Consider the following 19,778-nt stretch of genomic DNA (forward strand, 5'->3'; position numbering starts at 1 on the left):
TATAATTAAACTAATACCTTAAGGAGAAGTTATGAAAAGAAAATACGTAGATCACTATAGTAGTTTCAACATTAATGAGTTTAATAAGTTCTTCGATGGAGATATCAATAACTCAATCAATGCTGCTGTCGAGTGTTGTGATCGCTATGCGGCTACAGATAAGGTTGCTCTCTACTGGGAGGGAGTTAATGGTGAGGAAGAAGTCATCACATTTAAGAAGTTAAAAGAAGAAACTTCCAGACTTGCAAACTTTCTTGTGGCCCAAGGAGTAAAACCAGGAGACGTCATTTCAGGACTTCTGCCACGAACTCCAGAGCTTCTTTATACAATCCTAGGTGCGTGGAAAGCTGGTGTTGTCTATCAACCACTCTTTACAGCTTTTGGTCCGAAGGCAATTGAGCAAAGACTAAATTCAAGTCAGGCCAAAATCGTTTTTACCGATGATACCAATCGTGCAAAATTAGATGAACTACCGATGAATCCTAAGAAGTGTGTGCTTGTTCGATCTGATGATTACCAATTGGCACAAGACGATATTAATTTTAAGAAGGCCATGGATGAGCAAAGTACAAATTTTGCACCAGTCATGAGAAAGGGCGAAGATACTTTCTGTCTTCTTTCAACTTCTGGAACCACAGGACTGCCAAAGGCCGTACCTGTTCCACTATTTGCCCTCTCTTCGTTTAAGCAATATATGGATCTTGCAGTTGACCTAAAACCAACTGATCGCTTTTGGAACCTGGCCGATCCAGGCTGGGCCTATGGACTTTATTATTCAGTTATTGGTCCACTTGTAAATGGAAATGCACTGCTTTTTTATGAAGGTGGGTTTAGTGCTGAAAGTACAGTTAGAGTAATTCAAAAATATAAGATAACAAATTTAGCAGGCTCTCCAACGGCCTTTAGGTTATTAATCGGAAATGGAGAAGAAGTATCAAAGGCGATAAAGGGACAGTTAAGAGCTGTCAGTAGTGCTGGAGAACCTCTTAACCCAGAAGTTATAAACTGGTTTAAAGATAAGCTTGATGTTGTTATTAACGATCACTACGGCCAAACTGAAACTGGAATGACGGTAAATAATCACCATGAACTCGAGCATGAAATTAAGCCAGGAAGTATGGGCTATGCTATGCCTGGCTATACCGTTGTCATTCTTGATGAGAACGGAAAAGTTGCACCACCAAATACTCCAGGAGTCATTGCTGTTGATATCGCAAACTCTCCCATTATGTGGTTTAAAGGTTATCTAAAGGCCGACACTCCGGCCATCGCAAATGGTTTTTACACAACTGGTGATACGGCAGAACAAACAGAAGATGGACGTATAACTTATGTCGGTCGAAACGATGATGTTATCACTTCATCAGGTTATCGAATTGGGCCATTTGATGTTGAAAGTGTTCTTCTTGAGCATCCTTGTGTTTTAGAGACGGCCGTCATTGGAAAGCCTGATCCAAAAAGAACTGAAATCGTTAAAGCATTTGTTGTCTTAAACAAAGGCTTTGTCGCGTCAAAAGAATTAGAAGATGAATTAAGTCAATTTGTAAAAAAAGGACTAGCTGCCCATGCCTACCCACGTGAAATAGAGTTCATTGACGAACTTCCAAAAACTCCAAGTGGGAAGATTCAGCGCTTTCTTTTAAAAAGACGTGAAGATTAAAACTTTAAATTAGTTACGGGGCAGATGAATTCTTCAAGACGCTTCTTGTAGTCTGCCTCAAACTCTTCACGAGATAATTTAGCGAGTTCGCTAAACTCTGACTTCTTCATTTCTGCCACAAGATCAAATGGAAGATACATCTCTAAAGCAGCAAGTCCTCCATCGATAGAATCAACAAGATTCTTATACCCGCGAATATAACCAAAGGCTTCATCTTGTCTCTTATAACCATCATAGAAAGCCGTTACAATCTCGGCCTTCTCTTCCATCGAAAGAAGATCACTCTCCCCAAGAATTCTTCCCCAGTCATCCATAAATGGCCCAACTGGAATTAAAAACTTAGAAGATTTTCTTAAACACTTAGGCTGTCTCATTGCCATGTGACGGTGGTTTTCTTTTGAAGAAAACTCTTTATTCACCTTTCCTGTATACACAAGAATTGGATCGTAATTTTCATTTAGTTGATGACCTAATTTAAAGATACGCTTATAGAAAGCATCTTCAGGGTTCATATTCCACTGAACCATCACTCGGTCCAGATCCCCAAAATTATGGGCCATTAGAGGAGCAGCTCTTAGAAAATTGATATGATCTCTTTCCTCACGAAGCTTTTGCATAATTAGCTCTTCTTTTTTAATCTCTTCTAAGATGACATCGGCCATCTCCTGAGCAAGCTCAGTCTTACGATTTTTAACAAGAGCACAGTAAGCACCAATAGCAACACTTAACCATGTTCCTTCGTGGGTACTCATGACAGTATTATTATCGTTATTATAGGCCTTGCGACTCGTTACCTGAGAGTAGTCCCAAGTCCAAGACTCAATTGTAAGCCTGGCCATCTTATCAATATGCTTTGAGATGTGCCCATGCTTCCACAAAGACTCTCTAATCTGATTGTCCACATCTGTAGGAACAAATGTTCCCGCCGTTGCCCAGTGAGCACTGATACAAATATGAAAGTATTCTGCTAGATTGATATTATTTAGCTGTTTAAGGTTCTTCTTATAAAACCTTAGCTTCTCAAGGAATGCACGTTTGTCCCCTGTCGTATCAAGCTCTCCCTGGAATAAGAAAGGAGCTGTATTTTCAACATGTTGGAGAAGAATATTTGGTGCAATACCTACACCTTGTAATGCCATTGTTGTCTTTTTCTTTTTACTCATAAGCTCTTGATAACATATTGATCACAAAAAGAGAGAATTATTTCAAGATGCTATATTTATGACATAAAAATGTGATAGATTGGCCCACAATTATTTACTTAGATAAGGTTTATTCAGCAATGAGAATCAATAAATACATTAGCCAAAGTGGTATCTGCTCTCGTCGTGAAGTTGACGATTTAATTGAACAACAAGTTGTAAAAATCAACGGTGTTCTGGCAGGAATCGGTGCTACTGTTAATGAAGGTGATATTGTTGAAGTTAGAGGCCAAGTCGTAAAGCCTAAGGTTGCTGAAAAAGAAATTATTATTGCTCTAAATAAGCCTCGCGGTATTGTCTCAACAACTGAAAGTAGTGAGAAAGACAATATTGTCGACTACGTTAATCACGTGGAAAGAATCTTTCCTATTGGACGCCTAGACAAGGACTCACAAGGACTCATCTTTCTAACAAATAACGGTGACATCGTTAACAAAATCTTACGTGCTGGAAATAATCACGAAAAAGAGTATGTCGTCACAGTTGATAAACCAATCAATGATAACTTCATTAATGGTATGGGCGCAGGTGTTCCAATTCTAGGAACGATGACGAAGAAATGTAAAGTTGAACAAATGAGTTTAATGGTTTTTAAAATTACTCTTGTTCAGGGGCTAAATCGTCAGATTCGTCGTATGTGTGAATACTTTGGCTACAATGTCACTAAGCTTGATCGTGTTCGTATCATGAATGTAAGTCTTGATGGCCTTGGTGTTGGAGACTGGCGTGAGTTAAATGAGAGAGAAATTGCGACTCTCTACAAGTTAATTGAGGGTTCTTCATCAGAAGATGCAAAAGCTATTAAAAAAGCTCCTTCTAAGAAACCGCAACAGCCACAGAAAAAGAAAAAAAGTAAGTATGACAAACTCTTTAAAGATTTAGATAAGGAGTTTAACTTCAGTGGTAAGACAACAAAACGTGAAGAGAAGCGCAAGCAAAATGCTAAAGGCAAACACCGACGTCGCTAAACCAAGTGCTTGCCCGCATAAATTACTTAGTAATTCCGTACTCTGCTAAAATTGTATTCTTTAGGTATCGATAGATATCAGACTTCTTTGCAAGTCTCTTTCTAAGAGGTGCTCCAAACTTCTTTGCACTCTTTGACCTTCTAAGCTCTCCAGTACAAAACAATGATTTTTGATCTGCCTCAATAAGTAGATCAGAGATTCTTTCTGGTGCAATCTCAATTTCTTCAAGTCCTTCTTTTTTTAGAACGCGATTTACTCTTCTATTAACCTTAGCAACAAGTTTATCAAACTTCTTTCCACCGCCAATATAACCAGTAAATGACATTTTAGCGGCATTCTTAGCAGCAATAATTTTAGAGCTAATAACACCAAACTTTACAACGTTATATACAAGAACAATACCAATAGCACCAATCCCTGCACCAGCTCCAGTTTGAATTGCTTCAATTGGCTTAATTCCAAAATCATCCATAATCTTTTGGGCCGTTTCAGCGTCAATCGTCTCTGTTAAATCAATATCAAGTAGTTCTAGAATTTTTTCACCGAACTCAGTAATTGGACCACCATCAGCAATACCACCAAGAACAAATCCACCGATTGTCGCAACAATTGGAAGTTGAACTAGCCCCAGTGTAAGCTTCACTGGTTGCATAAGTAGATCTTTTCTAAGCTTCCTAACTCTTTGATGATATTCATCCATACACGTTGTATTTGCGGCGAAGTTATTTTGCGCATAATTCTTCATTTCTCTGTAAGTGTTAATCTTTTCAAACTCAGCTGGTACTTGAGTTTGTGCAACAACAGATGATGCAAAGGCAATAGTAATCATAATCGTTAATAAGTTACGAAACATTTTTCTCTCCGATAAATTTCTCTGTAAATAAATATAGATGACACCAATACTGGCCGGTAAGAAGCTTTGTCAACCGTCTAAAAATGCATAAGAGACAGAATAAGACGTGATTCTTTAGGTTATCTAAAGATTAAAATGATGAATGTGCATGAATACTTATAAGAACTAATAAAACTTAAAAAGAAAAAAAATATATTAAAATGCAGCGTCGAGAAGAAGATCGGCTGTTCCATCCAATAACCTCTCAAGAGCATTAGGTTTCGTCTCTTTGTGAAGAAATGGTCCATCGGAATAAACTGCAGACTCTAGAACAAGGCCAGAAGAAACAAGTTTTGATTCGCCGTTAATAGTTGTTCCACCAATAAAATTGAATCCAACTGCTTCCCCATTCGTAATATCACAAGTAATCCTAGGATTCCTGCGATTTAAAAACATTTGAGTATAATAATTTTCGACCTCAGCATCATCGGCAAAGCAATGTGTACAGCCTTCATAATTTGGTCGTGGAGTATTCACAACCTTATCCAAGGGAATAACACATTTATCTTTTCCATAGGTTTCTATAACGATGACACGCCCACTATCTGCTGAAAGCCTAGTCTTAACAATTTTTTTAATCTTATAAGTCTTACTCTTTTCGCTAGAGGTGCGAATTGTTAATGTATTCATTTCGGTCTCATCAGCAAGACCAAAGAATACAAATTGAAATATGAGAAGTGTTTTAATTAATCTCATACCTACTTATCGTAATAATTATTGCTAAGCTTTAATCAACAATTGCATCAGGAACTGTAACATAGCGAATTCTATGTTGTAGATCTTGAGAGATATTATTTTTAATCCATTTCTTTAGGTCACTTACATTTCTCTGTCTCATATAAGAGAGATCCACAAGAATGTGGATATTGCCTACGGCCTCAAGCTTATGCTTAATACTGTTGCCAGCATTTTCAATATTAAAGCGCCATGAATGAGTTAGAAGTGGAGAAATTGGAGTTTTGACATCCCAGAAGATGCCATTACCATCAACAAACTCCGTTCCCTCAGGACCTCTTTCAATTCCTGCAGCAATAATTCCCCTCTCTTGAGCATAAAGACCACTTACGGCCTCTAGCTGACTCGTTTGAGTTTGCTTAAAGTTATGGTCCGGATCTGATGCGAGAGAATCAAAGTCTTCATGTGAAAGATACTTTGGGTTCACAGATGCTCCCTGCTCTTTAAAGATATGCCATAGCATAATATTCTCTTCAATATTTAAGGGAGAAAGAAAAGTTCGAAGAGCACTTGAACAACTTATTTCAGAAACTGATCTTGAAGTTGAGTAAGAGCTTATTGATCGTTGGCCTTCTTTAATATTAGAAGAATAAAAACCTAGGCCAACAAGGCAAAAAAGAACTATAGATTGAATTGATAGTACAAAGAGCTTTAAACGCATATGAACGTTTATCGACAATCTTTAATAATAGTTGAGCTTATTCTTTAGGTAAAAAGCTAAAATTATCAAGAGCACTCGGGAAACGCTTGATCTTATCTAAATTAGCGACAAGATATTTTGATTCTTTACTAATTTGTAAATCAGCAACCACACCTTTAATTTTACTCACTTGATTTTGTAAATTAGCAAGGCGCTCTCCAGTAAGCTTAGGAGTTGCGATCATTCTTTTATTTAAAGGATTCAACCATCTACCTCTCGAATCTTTAAATCCAAAATGTAGGTGTGGCCCAGTAACTCTTCCAGTAGCTCCTACTGTTCCAATCACTTCATGAGACCTAACCCATGCACCTACTTTCACATTACGGCGGTGAAGGTGATAGTAAAGAGAAGTTGATCCATCTCTATGTCTAATCCCAATCTTATTTCCCGCAAATTCATTGTAAGTAGACATGATTACTTTTCCAGCTGCAACGGCATGAACCCTCTCTCCAGTTCTTCCTCTTAAATCAATTCCTCTGTGCATAGCTCGCTTACCCGTTACAGGGTGCATACGCCAGCCATAGCTTGAACGAATGTGAAGTCTTGGAAGTGGATAGCGAAGCCCAGAATTAATTAGGGCCTGACCATTTGGTGTATAGTGTGCTGTATAAGTCGAACTTTTCTCTTGGTCTTCATAGAAATAAGCTTCATGACTGCCAGCTTTTACTCCACTATAAGAAGTAAAAAGAACTTTCGTTTGAACTGTTTTTTTAGAATGTTTTCTTTCACTAAGAAGAACTCTGTAATTGTCTCCTGCACGAGCATTCATTCTAAAGTTAACCTTGCAAAGTAAAACGTTAACAACTTCATTAACAACTGATCTTTCTAGCCCCATGGCCAAAAGATCATCTTGTAGTGTCGAGCCAGAGTTTAGTTGTCCCTCGATCATACGAGGTTGCCAATACGTATCTAACTCACTTAATGAGTAATCCCACTTACCAGTATCTTCATTTAAAGAAACCAAGTGAGTTTCATAGTCATTTTGAGCAAAAGAAAATTTAATAAGTTTGTTGTATTCGTCGAATGTTGCTTCTAATCGATCCCCTACTTTCAATTTTGAAAATTCAACTTCATCTCTAAGTTGATTGATTAGATTCAGGGCCTGCTTATTATCGATATTAATATTTTGTAGAGCCTGATATAGACCTTGGCCTCTTTTGATCTCACCCTTCTTAACAATAGTTGTATGAATAAGAGGACTCTTAGGAATCATAGTAGTAGAGCTAGATGCTTCTACATTTTGAGACACATAAACTTGTTGGCAGCCAGTAAGGCCACTTAATAGAATTAAGCTAATAAATAATTTCGACATCTTACTAATAAGCATAGCAAACTTATCGGAATTTACCAAAAAATCTTAACCAACTCTTAACGAATTCTAAATAAGATCTAGCTAATTTTTGAAAGAATGGCTTCAATAAATCTCGCCTTCAGGGGGTTTTGTTTGAAAAAAGGTCCAATACTGGACCCTTATACACCTACTATTTGTATTTACGAATAAATCTATATATTTCTTTATGTCCTGCTTTTCTTGCCAGAGTTTGTGCATTTCTTTTATTGGCATTCTTTAGTTTTTTATCGGCACCATTCTCTAATAGTGTTTTCACCCATTCCATACACCCATTTTCAGCAGAAATCATAAGCAAGGTTTCTTCATAATAACCAAATCTTTTATTTATATCATCAAAAATTGAAATTAGATTTTTATAAGTCTTAGGGTTACATGCTTCTGCAGCATACTTCAAATTATACGCAATACTAGCTGAATTTGTATTTGTAGCTAATAGTTTAACATAACGACTAGTTATACCCATGTTAACATATTTGTTTTTAAAAATATCTTTACCAAGAATTGGCTCATTAGAATACGTTCCTGTAGTTTTCATGGAAATATTAATCTTACTATTTTCAAGTTTATCAAATATTAAATGTAATATTTCATGATTATCTATTTCTGAAATTCGATAAAAAATCTCTCTTAAATAACTATTAACTTCATTCCCATATCCACTAGTAAATTCATTAAAATCGGCAATTCTTATAAATCGCTTTAACTCGTCTAATGTAAGAAATCCTATTAGACGGTGATATAAAACATCAATATTTTCTTTTGAAACGAAGTCAACACCATACTCTTTTAATTTATGATAATACTTTTCCGCCAAGTCTTTTGTTCTTATACCTCCAGACATTAAATTAATTAATTTGATATAACCTATTGGCATCTCTACCTTTCTATCAATAATATTATTCATAGCTACTAAAAAAAGAGGTTGATACCTTTCCCAATCACTATAAAAATAAAATTCATCTACAAATTCTTTAGAGTATTTATAATGTAAATCTTTCTTTAGAAAATATTTAAAATATCCACCATCACCTTCATTCTTTCTAATACCTGAAAATATTTCTTCGATATTCTCAGAGTCAGGTCTAATTAATTTATAAAACCCAAAAGGCATATTTTGAGCAGAGATAAGACCTAAAGAACTGTTCTTACCATTTTTGAAACCGGGAAGAATTCGATAGATTTCACTATGTAGTTCTTCAAATTTCTCTACAGTTAAAGTTTTATTCTTAACATGTTCATAAAGAGAACTCATGAGACTAAATTGGTGATCTATTGCCTGAGCACACTCTCCAATGCCATATGCTTGCTCAATAGTTCCTTCTATATCAAATGGATTAACATCGTAGTTCTTTATAAGTTTTTTAAGTAATCTAATATTTTGAGTTTCACGACATGCCAGCACACCTAAGTTTACTGCATTAGGCTTATCTGATTTAACTTTTATATCTTCTAAGTATCTTGCATTAGACAGAAACCATTCAAAACGATCATGTATAATTGCGTAATCAATCGGCCTAATACTGCCATTATTTAAGTTGTACTCGTTTAGTTGTCCGTTATTATCATGATAGTTTTCAAGTAGATTTGCGTCTTTTTTTAGGATAATTGCCTGTAAAGGAAGTAGTTCACTAGGATCCCCATTACCTACAGGGTTCAAAGTAGCACCCAGTCTTAAAAGCGACATAATATTACTTTCGTCACCACTTAAGATTGCATCAGCTAGAACATTACGATTATTATAAGAAATATTAAAATTACCAACAACATTATATACAAGAGATGCAAAAGAGTAACCACCTACAATCTCTCCATCAACATACTTTAAATTACGTGCTATCAACCACTTCGTTTTATTAGACAGTTCTTTTTTATCAAGATTTAATATTGCATTAAATGCTTTGAAATTCTCAGTTTTAACTGCATGAACGAGGGCATGACCTTCAGTATTATCTGGTTCAAAATCATTTTGAAAACTTGTTACATACCAATTAAACATTTCCATGTCTTTAGATTCTATAATTCGCCATAACTCAGGTTCTCCTTCACAGCCATCATATCCCCCCGTATATTGATACGTGTGAACAAGTTTTTTAAGATCTTCAAGACTTCCTGGTTTAATCGATAATTTCCAAAACAAGTTTTTGCAATTGCCTCTATCGTCAGCAATGTTAGCGTCATTTGCGAGGTAATATTCAAACATTTCCATATCTTGTGCGTTATAAATCAGATGCACATGGTGATCAGAAAAAGAAACAAGTCCACCATTATCAATATAGTATTTAACAATCTTATGATTAGAAGACAGTACAGCTCTTGTTAATAAGTACTCACTTATATGAATATCTGAATTATTAATCAATTTCATATCTTCAACAAGAGGATTAAAGCCGTAATTTTCAACTGCATCTTTTAATTGATTGAGATTGCCATTATTAATTCCACTGATGGCCATTTGACGGCCCTTAATCTTTTCTTGCTGTTTGGCCTTAATTACTTTCAAAGACGCTTCTGGAAGTTCATATGCAAAGATATCTCTCCCATATTTATCTTTCTTATTAATTTCAATCCAAGGGTCAGCTAATAACACTTCTAGCATATCAAGGTTAGCGACTTCGGCTGCATACAATAATGAAGATTTATTATAGAAATCAAATGCATTAACATTTGCACCAAGTTTTAGTAATGTACTTACTAAAGAAATATCATTATTTTTAACAGCATTTATTAATTCAGCACCAAATATTTCAATACTTTTTTTCAAGTCAGCAAAAGAATCATCTTTTATTAAATCAAAAAGACTTCTACCATGCTTATCAAAACTTCTAATACTTGCTTCATTTTCTATTAGAAATAAAATGACATCTTTTTTCAAACTGATATTCTCTTTCATGCAATAAGACATCGAGCTCATCGCACTTTGTCCCTTTGAGTTTTTTATATTCGCATCAACGCCATTTGAAACAAGCTCTTTTAATTTGTCGAGGTCACCTCGACAGGCAGCACTAACAAACGCTTCAGCGTCATTAGTTTGTTCGCCCTTATCAATTTCCATTTTTTCAGTTAATCCACTAGCTGTAATATAGATAAATGATGAGTTACTAACTGGAACAAAATTGGTAATTGGCTCTTCAAACTGCTGAACCGGTGTAACATTTTGAGTAACAAAGTTTACTCGAGAAACTAAGTCGCGAGTTATGACATAGATATCACTTTTATAAAAACTATAAGATTCTGCGTTTGTGTATTGTGAGCTAAATAATAAGTTTCCATTAGCAGTATCGAGAACAAATACCTTCTTTTCACTATTTACGAAAATCGCACGACTTCCATGATTTACAATCTTTGTTCTAGTTACGGCCAACTCATTCTTGCCAGTAACACTTCGCTTATCACTAATCAATTTACTTTTTAATGAGAGCTTGGCCATATGAAACGTGCCGTTGCGCTCTCCTGCGGCAATAACAATCTCTTTACTATTACTTATAAGGCTTCCACTTCTAAGGCGAGTGTCAAATATTTTGACATCTTTAATTAGCTCACCTTTGTTATTTAAGCTTCTTAAAGTAGCATCACTATAAAGAACATAAATAGTATTTCCCTCTATCAAAAGAGAAAGGACTAGGCCATTCTTCCTCTCAATACTATCCTCGATAAGTTCAAGTTTACCATTCCACAATTTAATATTACCAAGGGCATCGGTTGAAACAACGAGATTCTTTTCCTTATTACTTGCGACGGACGTAATCGCATAATCGTGTGCTCCTTTGCGAATAATGGGTTTGTCATCAAAATCAACTAATAGGTCCCCCTTAAATCCACCAATATAAGCAGTATTACTAGTATCATCATTATCAATATAGCTAATCTTCCCCCCCATCTCATTTGTAGAAAAAATCTTATTATATGAAGATGCTATGGTTGAAAAAGAATTAAATATAATAATAGAAAAAATGACTAAATTCTTCATTTGTATCCCGGTCTAAATTAAACTTTTTTGTTTAATAACATGATGTGACCAGAATACCGGCATTTATGTATTCTTTACACACCGTTTTTTATTTAGTGATAATAGTAAAGATAACAAGTATAAATAAAGAATGAGGACATTAATTTTAATTATTTCATTACTTTCAGTGGCCAAAGTCAGTGCAAGCAGCTGTACGGCAAGCAGAGACAACTGGTGGCTATTAGTAGATAATAGTGGATCGATGGGCGTACAGTCATCATACAACTCAAAAGCTGCGATTACAGTTCGTTCACTACTTCAACTTACAGATGAAATAATAAAGAAAAGCAACAGAGCGAAAATAGGACTTTCTATTGGGAGCACTTCCCAAGTAATAGCTAAGCCAGAAGTCGCATCGTATTTAATCGTCGAAAAAGTACTAGAGAACAAGTATCATAACTATTATTCAGGTAATCCTATTGAAGATATTCATAATGCAAGTGAAATACTTAATAAATATAACCAATGTTACAATATACTTTTAGTTGCAGATGGACTTGATGGCCATTTTCCAGAAGAAGCATTTAAAAATATATCAAGCCAATGTAGCTGTGTTAGTATCATAGGTGTTAATATCGATTATGCCGATAAACCAAATATGCAACGACTTGCAAAAGCTGGAAACGGAACTTACTGCGATGCCAACTCTCGAAATCAAGATGAAATTAAGAACTGTATCTTCGACTTAGCCTTTCCTGTATTTAAATGGAATTCAAAACAAAAAAAATGTCTTAGTAAGCACAATCAAGAAGGATTAAATAGGGTTGATAACCCATCGGCCCTGTACGGACTTAGGGATCTTCAATGTTACGATTTCCGTGACATCGATTTCACGGATTCAGAATACAGTCGAGTTCCGATTACCATAGCAGATATCAGTGGAAGCGTATTTAAAAATTCAAACATATCAAGCCTAAGATTCTCTAGAAAGCGTCCATTATATAATGTTAGTTTTATATCAACAACAGCCCAAGGCACACATTTTGAAGTACCACTAATTGATACAAAGATTAAAAACTCTGATTTTTCTAGTGCATATTTATACAATCTACATGGTAATAATTTAATAGATAATACCATCTTAAAAGATGCTAAGATAAAACTTTCAAGACACCTCCTTGGAGAGGAGACAATATCAAACTCCAATCTAGATAATGTATCTATTACACAATCTAGTCCTGACGACAAAAGCCCAAAGTGTATAAAATTGGCCATTAAAAACTCAACAATTACAAATTCACGTTTCTCAACATTGAATCTATGCCGCTTAAAAATCTCTAACACAAGAATTGATAATACTGAATTTGAAAAAATAACAACAATAGATTCAACCATTAGTGATTTAGAGATAAGAAACTCAATGGTTGACACATTTGATCTTCAATCATCAAATGAAAGTATTAATAATTTTCAAATTATTAATACACATATCCAATCTCTAAGTTTTAACAATTATTCAGCTATAAGTGATTTCGTATTACAAGCTGTAACGCTAAAAAAATTAAGTTTTCATAATACATCAGTGAACAACAGTACACTTGAAGTCACGGGTAAGTTCGACTTAGGTATTTATAATACAAACTATAAAAGCTTAGACCTAATGGATAACTATGTAAATCTAAGTACTAATAATGCGACAATAAACAATGCAGTCCTAAGCAGCAATGAAGATCACAACCAACAAGTTATATTAAAAAACACAGAATGTATAAGTTGTGACTTTTCAGATTCTCTATTTAATAAAATTGTTACAGAAAACTCAGACCTTTCGAGATCTCAGTTCAACAACTCCCATGTTAAGCTTTTTGACAGTGTACACACTAACTTCACCTCAGCTTTTTTTAAAAAAGTTGATATTACTCATTTCAAATCAAACAATGCTACTTTTGATTCAGCAGACTTTAGAGATACATCTTATTTTGAAAAAGCAAACCTTATTAATAGTTCATTTAAATACTCATTATTAGATGGAGTTAAGTTCTACTCATCAACAATAAATAATTCAGACTTTTCAAATGCAAGTTTAAAAAATGGCGGTTTTAATAAATATACAAAAATTTCAAACTCAACATTCAAAAACACAGACGTATCGGGAGTAAATTTCTCAAGCCTAACTTTAGATAACAACAACTTTGATAATGTTATTGGTTTTGGAATTCCTATGGTCGACTTTATTGGAATTAAAATCCTTAATTCTACATTTAGAAACACTATCATTGCGTCTAGTTTAGTTAGTGCCACTATTTCAAACTCAAGCTTTGATAACTCTGAATATAATGCACTCGAACTTCATGGTTCTATTCACAAATCATCATTTAAAAAGACTAAATTTAAACAAACAACAATTGGTGGAAGCATCGCTTCGTCAATTACAGAATCTGACTTTTCAGATTCAAGTTTCACACACAATAGTTCAATAAAAAACACAGAGCTTAAATATGTAAAACTTGTAAATGCACAAATGAAAGGTTTAACTTTGGAAAAAGTTAATATTCAAAACAGTGACTTCACCGAAGCTGACCTTAGTAGTTCAACTTTACGCGAAGTGACTGTTAACAAGTCTCTTTTTGACTATGTAAACCTCCTAAAATCAACGGTGTACTCAGCAAGCTTTAACGAGTCATCATTTACACTAGCAAATCTTTCTAATTCAAAACTACATCAATTAATGATTTCAAACTCCTTTGCAGCAACATTACAAGGAATGGGAACATTAATTGATGCAAAGTTAATTTTTAATAATGTATCCCTAAAAAGTGCAGAACTTTCAGGGATTAGTCTATCTTCTTCAGTCTTTAATAATACAGACTTCTCTGAAAGTTCGCTTGCGAATAGCGTAATCAAAAACTCAAAATTCAACGATAGCTTATTCTATTCAACAAATATGTCCAACGCGAGCTTTACTAATATAGAATTTAATAGCTCAAACTTTAATTCTACCAATTTTTCTCAAGCTAGCTTCTCTAACTTTAGATTTAATCATAGCTCAATTAGTGCAATCATTGATTTAAAAACCGCTAAATTCTACTCACTTAATAAGCTGGGTAGTTTCGAAGGTTCTATCTTAGATGATCTTGATTTTTCAGGCATGAACTTAATGGATATCTCATTTAGAGACACAAGTCTTCAGTATACACTTTTTAATGACACCATATTATATAACTCTGATTTCAGAACTGCTCAAATCTTTCAGGCGGAATTTTACGGTGCCAAAGTGAGTAGTGCTCTTTTTGATGAAAATAAAATATATGCCCTAGGACTAAGCCCAAATAAATAAGGAGCGATACAAATGGCAAAATCGATTTAGCTAATTTTTGAAAGTACGGCCTCAATAAATCTCGTCTTCATTTCTTCATAAAGAGCAATATCATTTGAGTGATTTTGTATGAGATTCAATTTTGCATTCTTATACTCAGTCGCAATCATAGGCTCTGCATTTAAATAATCTCTAAAGTCTAAGATATCACTGATACTTTCATCACCTTTTTTAAGAATACGCACACTTGTCAGCACTCTATTGCCTTCAGGTGCTTTACGCTCAAATAAGAAATGTTTTGAATCATTTGAAGTTAGGGAAAATCCTTGGGCCTTGAATTCATTTCGAAACATTTCAATGCCATCAAGAGTATGGACAACACATAGAATATCAAGGGTTGGACGAGCAACAACTTTTGGCATAGCAGTCGAGCCAATATGCTCACAACCCATTAAATTATTTCTCAAAAGCTTTGCCAGAGACTGACTCTCTTTTTCAAATACTTTTAACCAAAAATCATTATATTCTACTAATTCTATCTTATTTTCCATGAACCAAACTTAGCATAATCATAAAAAGAGTGCGATAGTAAAGTTATGAAAAATCAAAGCGTAAAGAAATTACTATTCATCGTCCTCTCTATCCTATGTTTAAGTCCGTGGGTGTCTTCAGCAACGGCCCTTTTTGCAGGAATCATATTCTCACTATTTATAGGAAATCCATTTCAAGAATGGACTACTAAAGCAGTAAAGAAGTTATTGGCCCTAGCTGTAATTGGTCTAGGAGCGGGAATGGATTTGAATGTAGTGACAAAAGTTGGATTGCAGTCAGTTGGGTTTACGGCACTTAGTATACTGGCTGTATTTGTTGTAGGAACTTTACTAGGAAAACTTTTTAAAACACCGCTAAATACAACACTTTTAATAAACTCCGGAACGGCCATATGTGGAGGTAGTGCAATTGCAGCTGTCGCTCCTGTTATCAAAGCAAAGAATCATGAGGTAACAGTCTCATTGGCCGTGGTATTTACATTAAACGCCGTTGCTCTCTTTGTTTTTCCATGGGTTGGTCACTTATTAAAAATAGATCAGACATCATTTGGACTTTGGTCGGCTTTGGCGATTCACGACACCAGTTCCGTTGTTGGAGCATCTCTAAGTTATGGACCGCAGGCACTTGAGGTTGGAACAATTGTCAAATTAGTTCGTGCACTTTGGATTATTCCATTAGCACTTATCTTTAGTGTTACAACTGCCATGCAACTTAAAAAGCAAGGTGCATCTGTTCAAACAAAAACAAAGAAGCCTTGGTTTATTTTAGGATTCATCACAGCAGCAGCACTTGTCACTTTTATCCCAGAATTAAAGTCGCCAGGACTAATGATTTACGCCGGAGCAAAAAAGCTTATGGTTTTAACTCTCTTTTATATTGGTTCGAGTATTACATTAGATCATATTAAAGAGGCAGGAATTAAGCCTATGCTTCAAGGTGTGATACTTTGGTGTTTCACAGCAATCTCAACACTTACTTTAATCATGACTAATATTATAAATTTCAAATAAGAAAGGAGATCTATCTTGTAGCTAAGATAATATACTCTTTCTTATGTGATGGAACTTGGCGGCTAATAATATTGTTAAATCCCCAATCATAGAATTGATCTTCAAATGATTCGATATTCTCAATATATTCCATCTTCACAACCTGAACGGTGAAAATAACACCTTTTAGTGTGCGGTTATACTTCTTAGCAAGACGTAAAACCTCTTTGATGGATTGTTTTGGATTTATATTAATATCTGCATGAATCCAACGAACCTCTTCTGGCAGGTCTTCATGAGAAAGGTCTTGAACCGATCTTTTGATATGTGAGAAGTTTTTATTATTAGCTAAACTTGGATCAATTTTTGCAGGATCAATTCCCACAACCTTGCAGCCTTCATTCAAAAGAAACTGTGACGCTCCACCAGGGGCACAACCAAAGTCTAGCCATAAATCACCTTTGAATAATTTAACGGCATAGAGTTTTACAATTTGAGCAAGTTTTAAATATCCTTTAGAAACTGCATTCTCAGGAACATCAACTTCCACCATTGAATTAGGATAGCGAGTACAACCACTTGCAACAGAGTGGGCACCAAACCAAATTTCATCAGGGCCAAGACTAATTAAATCAATAACAGTCTTTCCTTCAGCACTGTAAGCATTCACCTCTCGTCCAAAAGCCGCCTCAGCATCAAAGTCAGTTTCGCATCCAATAGCAAAGCTATGAATCATAAAATTGTCGATATCAAGGCCGCTACTCTTTACATCTTCAACGATCGTCTCCGGTTTCGACTTTCCATAAAAAATCCCACAACGTGTAGCAAAAGTAAGCTGTAGTTGAGAGATGGTTTTTAAGTCATAAACGACACCAGTATTTTTAAATGTAACAAAGCCCTTCTTTGAAAAGCTAAAGGTAAATTCTGGATAGAAGTTTTTAACTTCTTCTTTTAAAAGAATTTCATTACCTGGGTTCGTACAAATAAAAATAAATTGTTGCTGACTCATATGTCTCCTGGACACTTATCGGATGATATACATTTAAAGACCAATCTTATCACATATCTAATTTCATTTATGTATATATTTATACTACTCAATCCAATATTTATTCTTGTTCTCACTGATATTCCTTACCGGCTCAACCTAGTCTTTATTATTTTTAAAAATCTTCCTATGGGATTATTGAAATCAAAGATCGTTTAAACTTTCTTCAAATATACAGAAAATGACACCCCGGCCTTCGTGATTATAACAACTTAAATCATAACCGTTGGCATTTAAGTTGCTCTATAAATCTCATGTTTATAAGACTATTTAGATATTTACTACTAGCGACTTTCTTCGCAACGTCCAGCATTGCCTCTGATATAAGTCTTAATGACCTAATTGAATCCCGTGGTAAAGACCTAGCTTCAGGACAAATCATTGAACTTATGAATGGTGAAAAGGTCGAGTTTATCAAAATCCTTGGTGCTGGAAATACAACAACCATCCATGAAGTAAAATCAGGGAATAATATCTACGCCCTAAGAGTTCCAAAATATCACGGAGCATTTAACACGTTTTCAAAATATTCGAATTATATCGATGCCTTCTATCTAGGACATGCGAGTCTTGAAAGCCAAGGAGTTTCAATTCCTGAGATCTATGCATATGAGAAAGAGAATTACCTACTCGTTGAAAAATTGAATCTCAAAGATTCTTTTGATCTTGATGCATTCTTCTTAAACAAAGAAGCGATAAATCCAGAAGATTTTGCAAAGGCCTTAGATAAACTTCCAGACTTTTTCGAATCGATTGCGGCCTACACATTAGTGAAAGATTTCCACCTCGGTCAACTCGTCTACTCTCCTCATGATGGAAGGTGGATTCTCATGGACTGGACCCACTCACATGAACTATTTAAAGATGGCCAAGACAAGCTTCCATTCACAGTTGATTCGGTAAAAGTTCAAGCTGAAAAATATGAGAAGACATTTAAATTAACTGAGGACTTTAAAGATCTTTTTAAAAGAATTGAATCACGTATGCAAAATAAACGAAATACTATTTTGGATAATGATAAGCTCTTCCTAGAAAGTCTAAGTTCACTTAGTACAGAAGAATTTATGAGTGCAATTCAAAATCCTCCCAAAGGTTACTCAAATAACCTGACACTAGGGATAATCGACCGTCTCTCATTAATGAACGTACCAAATGAATTACCCGAATATCTTATTGCCAACCATGGAGACTTTAAATACCTCTTGGAGAGATTTCTTGAGCGCACAGACTCAATTGATGATCTTGTGACACTTCTAAATTTAAAAGACAGCCTCGGCATGAAGATTGATTGGAATCTTGAAATGAAAATTCAAAAAATAATCACAAATAGTGACTCCAACACACCTATCAATCTTTATAGGAAGCTTCTTGATCATAACTTTGTTACAAGCTATGCAAAGGCGTGGATAAAGCGCGAACGATTGGACATTGAGACAAGCAATAATTGTGTTGATGTACTTCGCCAACTGGTAAGCAATTCCCTGTGAAAAGGGCGCGGGTACATTTGGACATTTTAGGTACTTACACGTAATCCCGACCCATTTCACGACAATTATCCATTGAAACTTTAGTAATCTAGCTAATTTGGGCCCTAAAGTGTCTTTTAAAGGCATATATAACTCTTCGTAATCTCGAAAAGTACCCGCGCCCCTTTTAGGAGCGCTCCTTGCTTTTCATTTTACCTAAGAAACCTAAATTGATGACTGTAGACAGGTACATATTTGGGTTTTCGTTCATTCTCTTTTTGAGAAGATCAATCATATACGGAATATGACCCTGAGAAGGATACTTAGCATATACTTCAGAATAATTTTTTTCATTCAAGCGATGACTCCACAAATCTGCAACGTCCACACCAGCCCCATAGTGCAGATATTTAAGTTCGTTACTTTTATTCTCTGCATGCCCTATCGCTCCGTGAAGAAGAATCATTTCATGAATAATATCAAGCTGCCTTGGTGTTAAGATATCCTTACAATGAGCACATGCATCATCTGCACCAACAAGCTCAAAAGTCGTACCAGTACAATCCTTGATTAGCCCCAGATCATGCAGAAGCGATCCAATAAAGAAAACTTCGTTATCAACCTTTTCATCATTTAAACTCATTAAAATCTTTCCAAAGGCGTAACTTCTTATTCCATGATTGAAGAGCGGTCCATCATAGAGCTTATTAGCAAGAGCAATAATATTTTGTACCTTTTCGCTCTTTGGAATACTCCACTCAACGGAATTGATATAGCTCGCACTTCTTCTCGTTAACGCCATCTTGCTACGATAAATAGTTTCTTTTAAGTCATATTTGATTAAGCTCTTGATTACCCCACACTTGTGAGGAGGTTTAATTGTGTTCATATTAACTCCTTAACTAAACTATACCTAAGTCTTGACTTAAACCACATTGTCATTTATGACATAA

At 35.1% G+C, this 19,778-nt stretch carries 14 protein-coding genes; 5 read left to right on the top strand and 9 right to left on the bottom strand.

Annotation, left to right across the window (positions count from 1 at the left end; genetic code table 11):
- Nucleotides 1-31: 31 nt before the first annotated feature.
- Nucleotides 32-1,660, top strand: a complete 1,629-nt coding sequence (locus ACMAYS_RS10885) for an AMP-binding protein (protein ID WP_392992848.1) — start codon at nucleotides 32-34, stop codon at nucleotides 1,658-1,660.
- Here ACMAYS_RS10885 and ACMAYS_RS10890 read toward each other — a convergent pair.
- Nucleotides 1,657-2,823, bottom strand: a complete 1,167-nt coding sequence (locus ACMAYS_RS10890) for a hypothetical protein (protein WP_103218291.1) — start codon at nucleotides 2,821-2,823, stop codon at nucleotides 1,657-1,659. The genes ACMAYS_RS10885 and ACMAYS_RS10890 overlap by 4 nt on opposite strands.
- A gap of 119 nt (nucleotides 2,824-2,942) precedes the next feature.
- On the opposite strand from ACMAYS_RS10890, the gene rluF reads away from it, so the two are divergent.
- A complete protein-coding gene (gene rluF, locus ACMAYS_RS10895; RefSeq protein ID WP_412463274.1) occupies nucleotides 2,943-3,830 on the top strand; it encodes a 23S rRNA pseudouridine(2604) synthase RluF in 888 nt (295 codons plus the stop codon).
- 22 nt (nucleotides 3,831-3,852) lie between these two features.
- Here rluF and ACMAYS_RS10900 read toward each other — a convergent pair whose 3' ends face one another.
- The 5 genes from ACMAYS_RS10900 to ACMAYS_RS10920 all read right to left on the bottom strand — a co-directional run bounded on the left by ACMAYS_RS10900 (nucleotide 3,853) and on the right by ACMAYS_RS10920 (nucleotide 11,475).
- Nucleotides 3,853-4,683, bottom strand: coding sequence for a hypothetical protein (locus tag ACMAYS_RS10900; RefSeq protein WP_392992855.1), 831 nt, complete (start codon nucleotides 4,681-4,683; stop codon nucleotides 3,853-3,855).
- A 195-nt stretch (nucleotides 4,684-4,878) separates the two neighbouring features.
- Nucleotides 4,879-5,418, bottom strand: coding sequence for a hypothetical protein (locus ACMAYS_RS10905; RefSeq protein WP_103218294.1), 540 nt, complete (start codon nucleotides 5,416-5,418; stop codon nucleotides 4,879-4,881).
- 31 nt (nucleotides 5,419-5,449) lie between these two features.
- Nucleotides 5,450-6,118: a hypothetical protein gene (locus ACMAYS_RS10910; RefSeq protein ID WP_103218295.1), complete on the bottom strand. Its 669-nt coding sequence runs from the start codon at nucleotides 6,116-6,118 to the stop codon at nucleotides 5,450-5,452.
- Between the two features lie 37 nt (nucleotides 6,119-6,155).
- A complete protein-coding gene (locus ACMAYS_RS10915; RefSeq protein ID WP_392992859.1) occupies nucleotides 6,156-7,484 on the bottom strand; it encodes a M23 family metallopeptidase in 1,329 nt (442 codons plus the stop codon).
- Between the two features lie 154 nt (nucleotides 7,485-7,638).
- Nucleotides 7,639-11,475, bottom strand: a complete 3,837-nt coding sequence (locus ACMAYS_RS10920) for an ankyrin repeat domain-containing protein (RefSeq protein WP_412463275.1) — start codon at nucleotides 11,473-11,475, stop codon at nucleotides 7,639-7,641.
- Nucleotides 11,476-11,605: 130 nt separating this feature from the next.
- Here ACMAYS_RS10920 and ACMAYS_RS10925 point away from each other — a divergent pair, with 130 nt between their 5' ends.
- On the top strand, nucleotides 11,606-14,791 hold the full coding sequence (locus ACMAYS_RS10925) for a pentapeptide repeat-containing protein (RefSeq protein WP_412463276.1): 3,186 nt from the start codon (nucleotides 11,606-11,608) through the stop codon (nucleotides 14,789-14,791).
- A 26-nt stretch (nucleotides 14,792-14,817) separates the two neighbouring features.
- On the opposite strand, the gene ACMAYS_RS10930 is transcribed toward ACMAYS_RS10925, so the two are convergent.
- A complete protein-coding gene (locus ACMAYS_RS10930; protein WP_392992862.1) occupies nucleotides 14,818-15,321 on the bottom strand; it encodes a GrpB family protein in 504 nt (167 codons plus the stop codon).
- 45 nt (nucleotides 15,322-15,366) lie between these two features.
- Between ACMAYS_RS10930 and ACMAYS_RS10935 the strand changes: the two genes are divergently transcribed.
- On the top strand, nucleotides 15,367-16,332 hold the full coding sequence (locus ACMAYS_RS10935; protein WP_103218298.1) for a YeiH family protein: 966 nt from the start codon (nucleotides 15,367-15,369) through the stop codon (nucleotides 16,330-16,332).
- Between the two features lie 10 nt (nucleotides 16,333-16,342).
- Here the strand turns inward: ACMAYS_RS10935 and ACMAYS_RS10940 are convergent, their stop codons facing one another.
- A complete protein-coding gene (locus ACMAYS_RS10940; RefSeq protein WP_412463277.1) occupies nucleotides 16,343-17,320 on the bottom strand; it encodes an SAM-dependent methyltransferase in 978 nt (325 codons plus the stop codon).
- 293 nt (nucleotides 17,321-17,613) lie between these two features.
- Here ACMAYS_RS10940 and ACMAYS_RS10945 point away from each other — a divergent pair, with 293 nt between their 5' ends.
- Entirely contained in the window at nucleotides 17,614-18,846 is a 1,233-nt protein-coding gene (locus tag ACMAYS_RS10945) for a hypothetical protein (RefSeq protein WP_412463278.1), read from the top strand.
- A 166-nt stretch (nucleotides 18,847-19,012) separates the two neighbouring features.
- Here ACMAYS_RS10945 and ACMAYS_RS10950 read toward each other — a convergent pair whose 3' ends face one another.
- Complete coding sequence (locus ACMAYS_RS10950; RefSeq protein WP_412463279.1) at nucleotides 19,013-19,714, bottom strand: hypothetical protein; 702 nt, start codon at nucleotides 19,712-19,714, stop codon at nucleotides 19,013-19,015.
- Nucleotides 19,715-19,778 lie beyond the last annotated feature (64 nt).

Origin of the sequence: Halobacteriovorax sp. RT-2-6 (assembly GCF_047085025.1) — a bacterium.
Lineage (GTDB): Bacteria > Bdellovibrionota > Bacteriovoracia > Bacteriovoracales > Bacteriovoracaceae > Halobacteriovorax_A.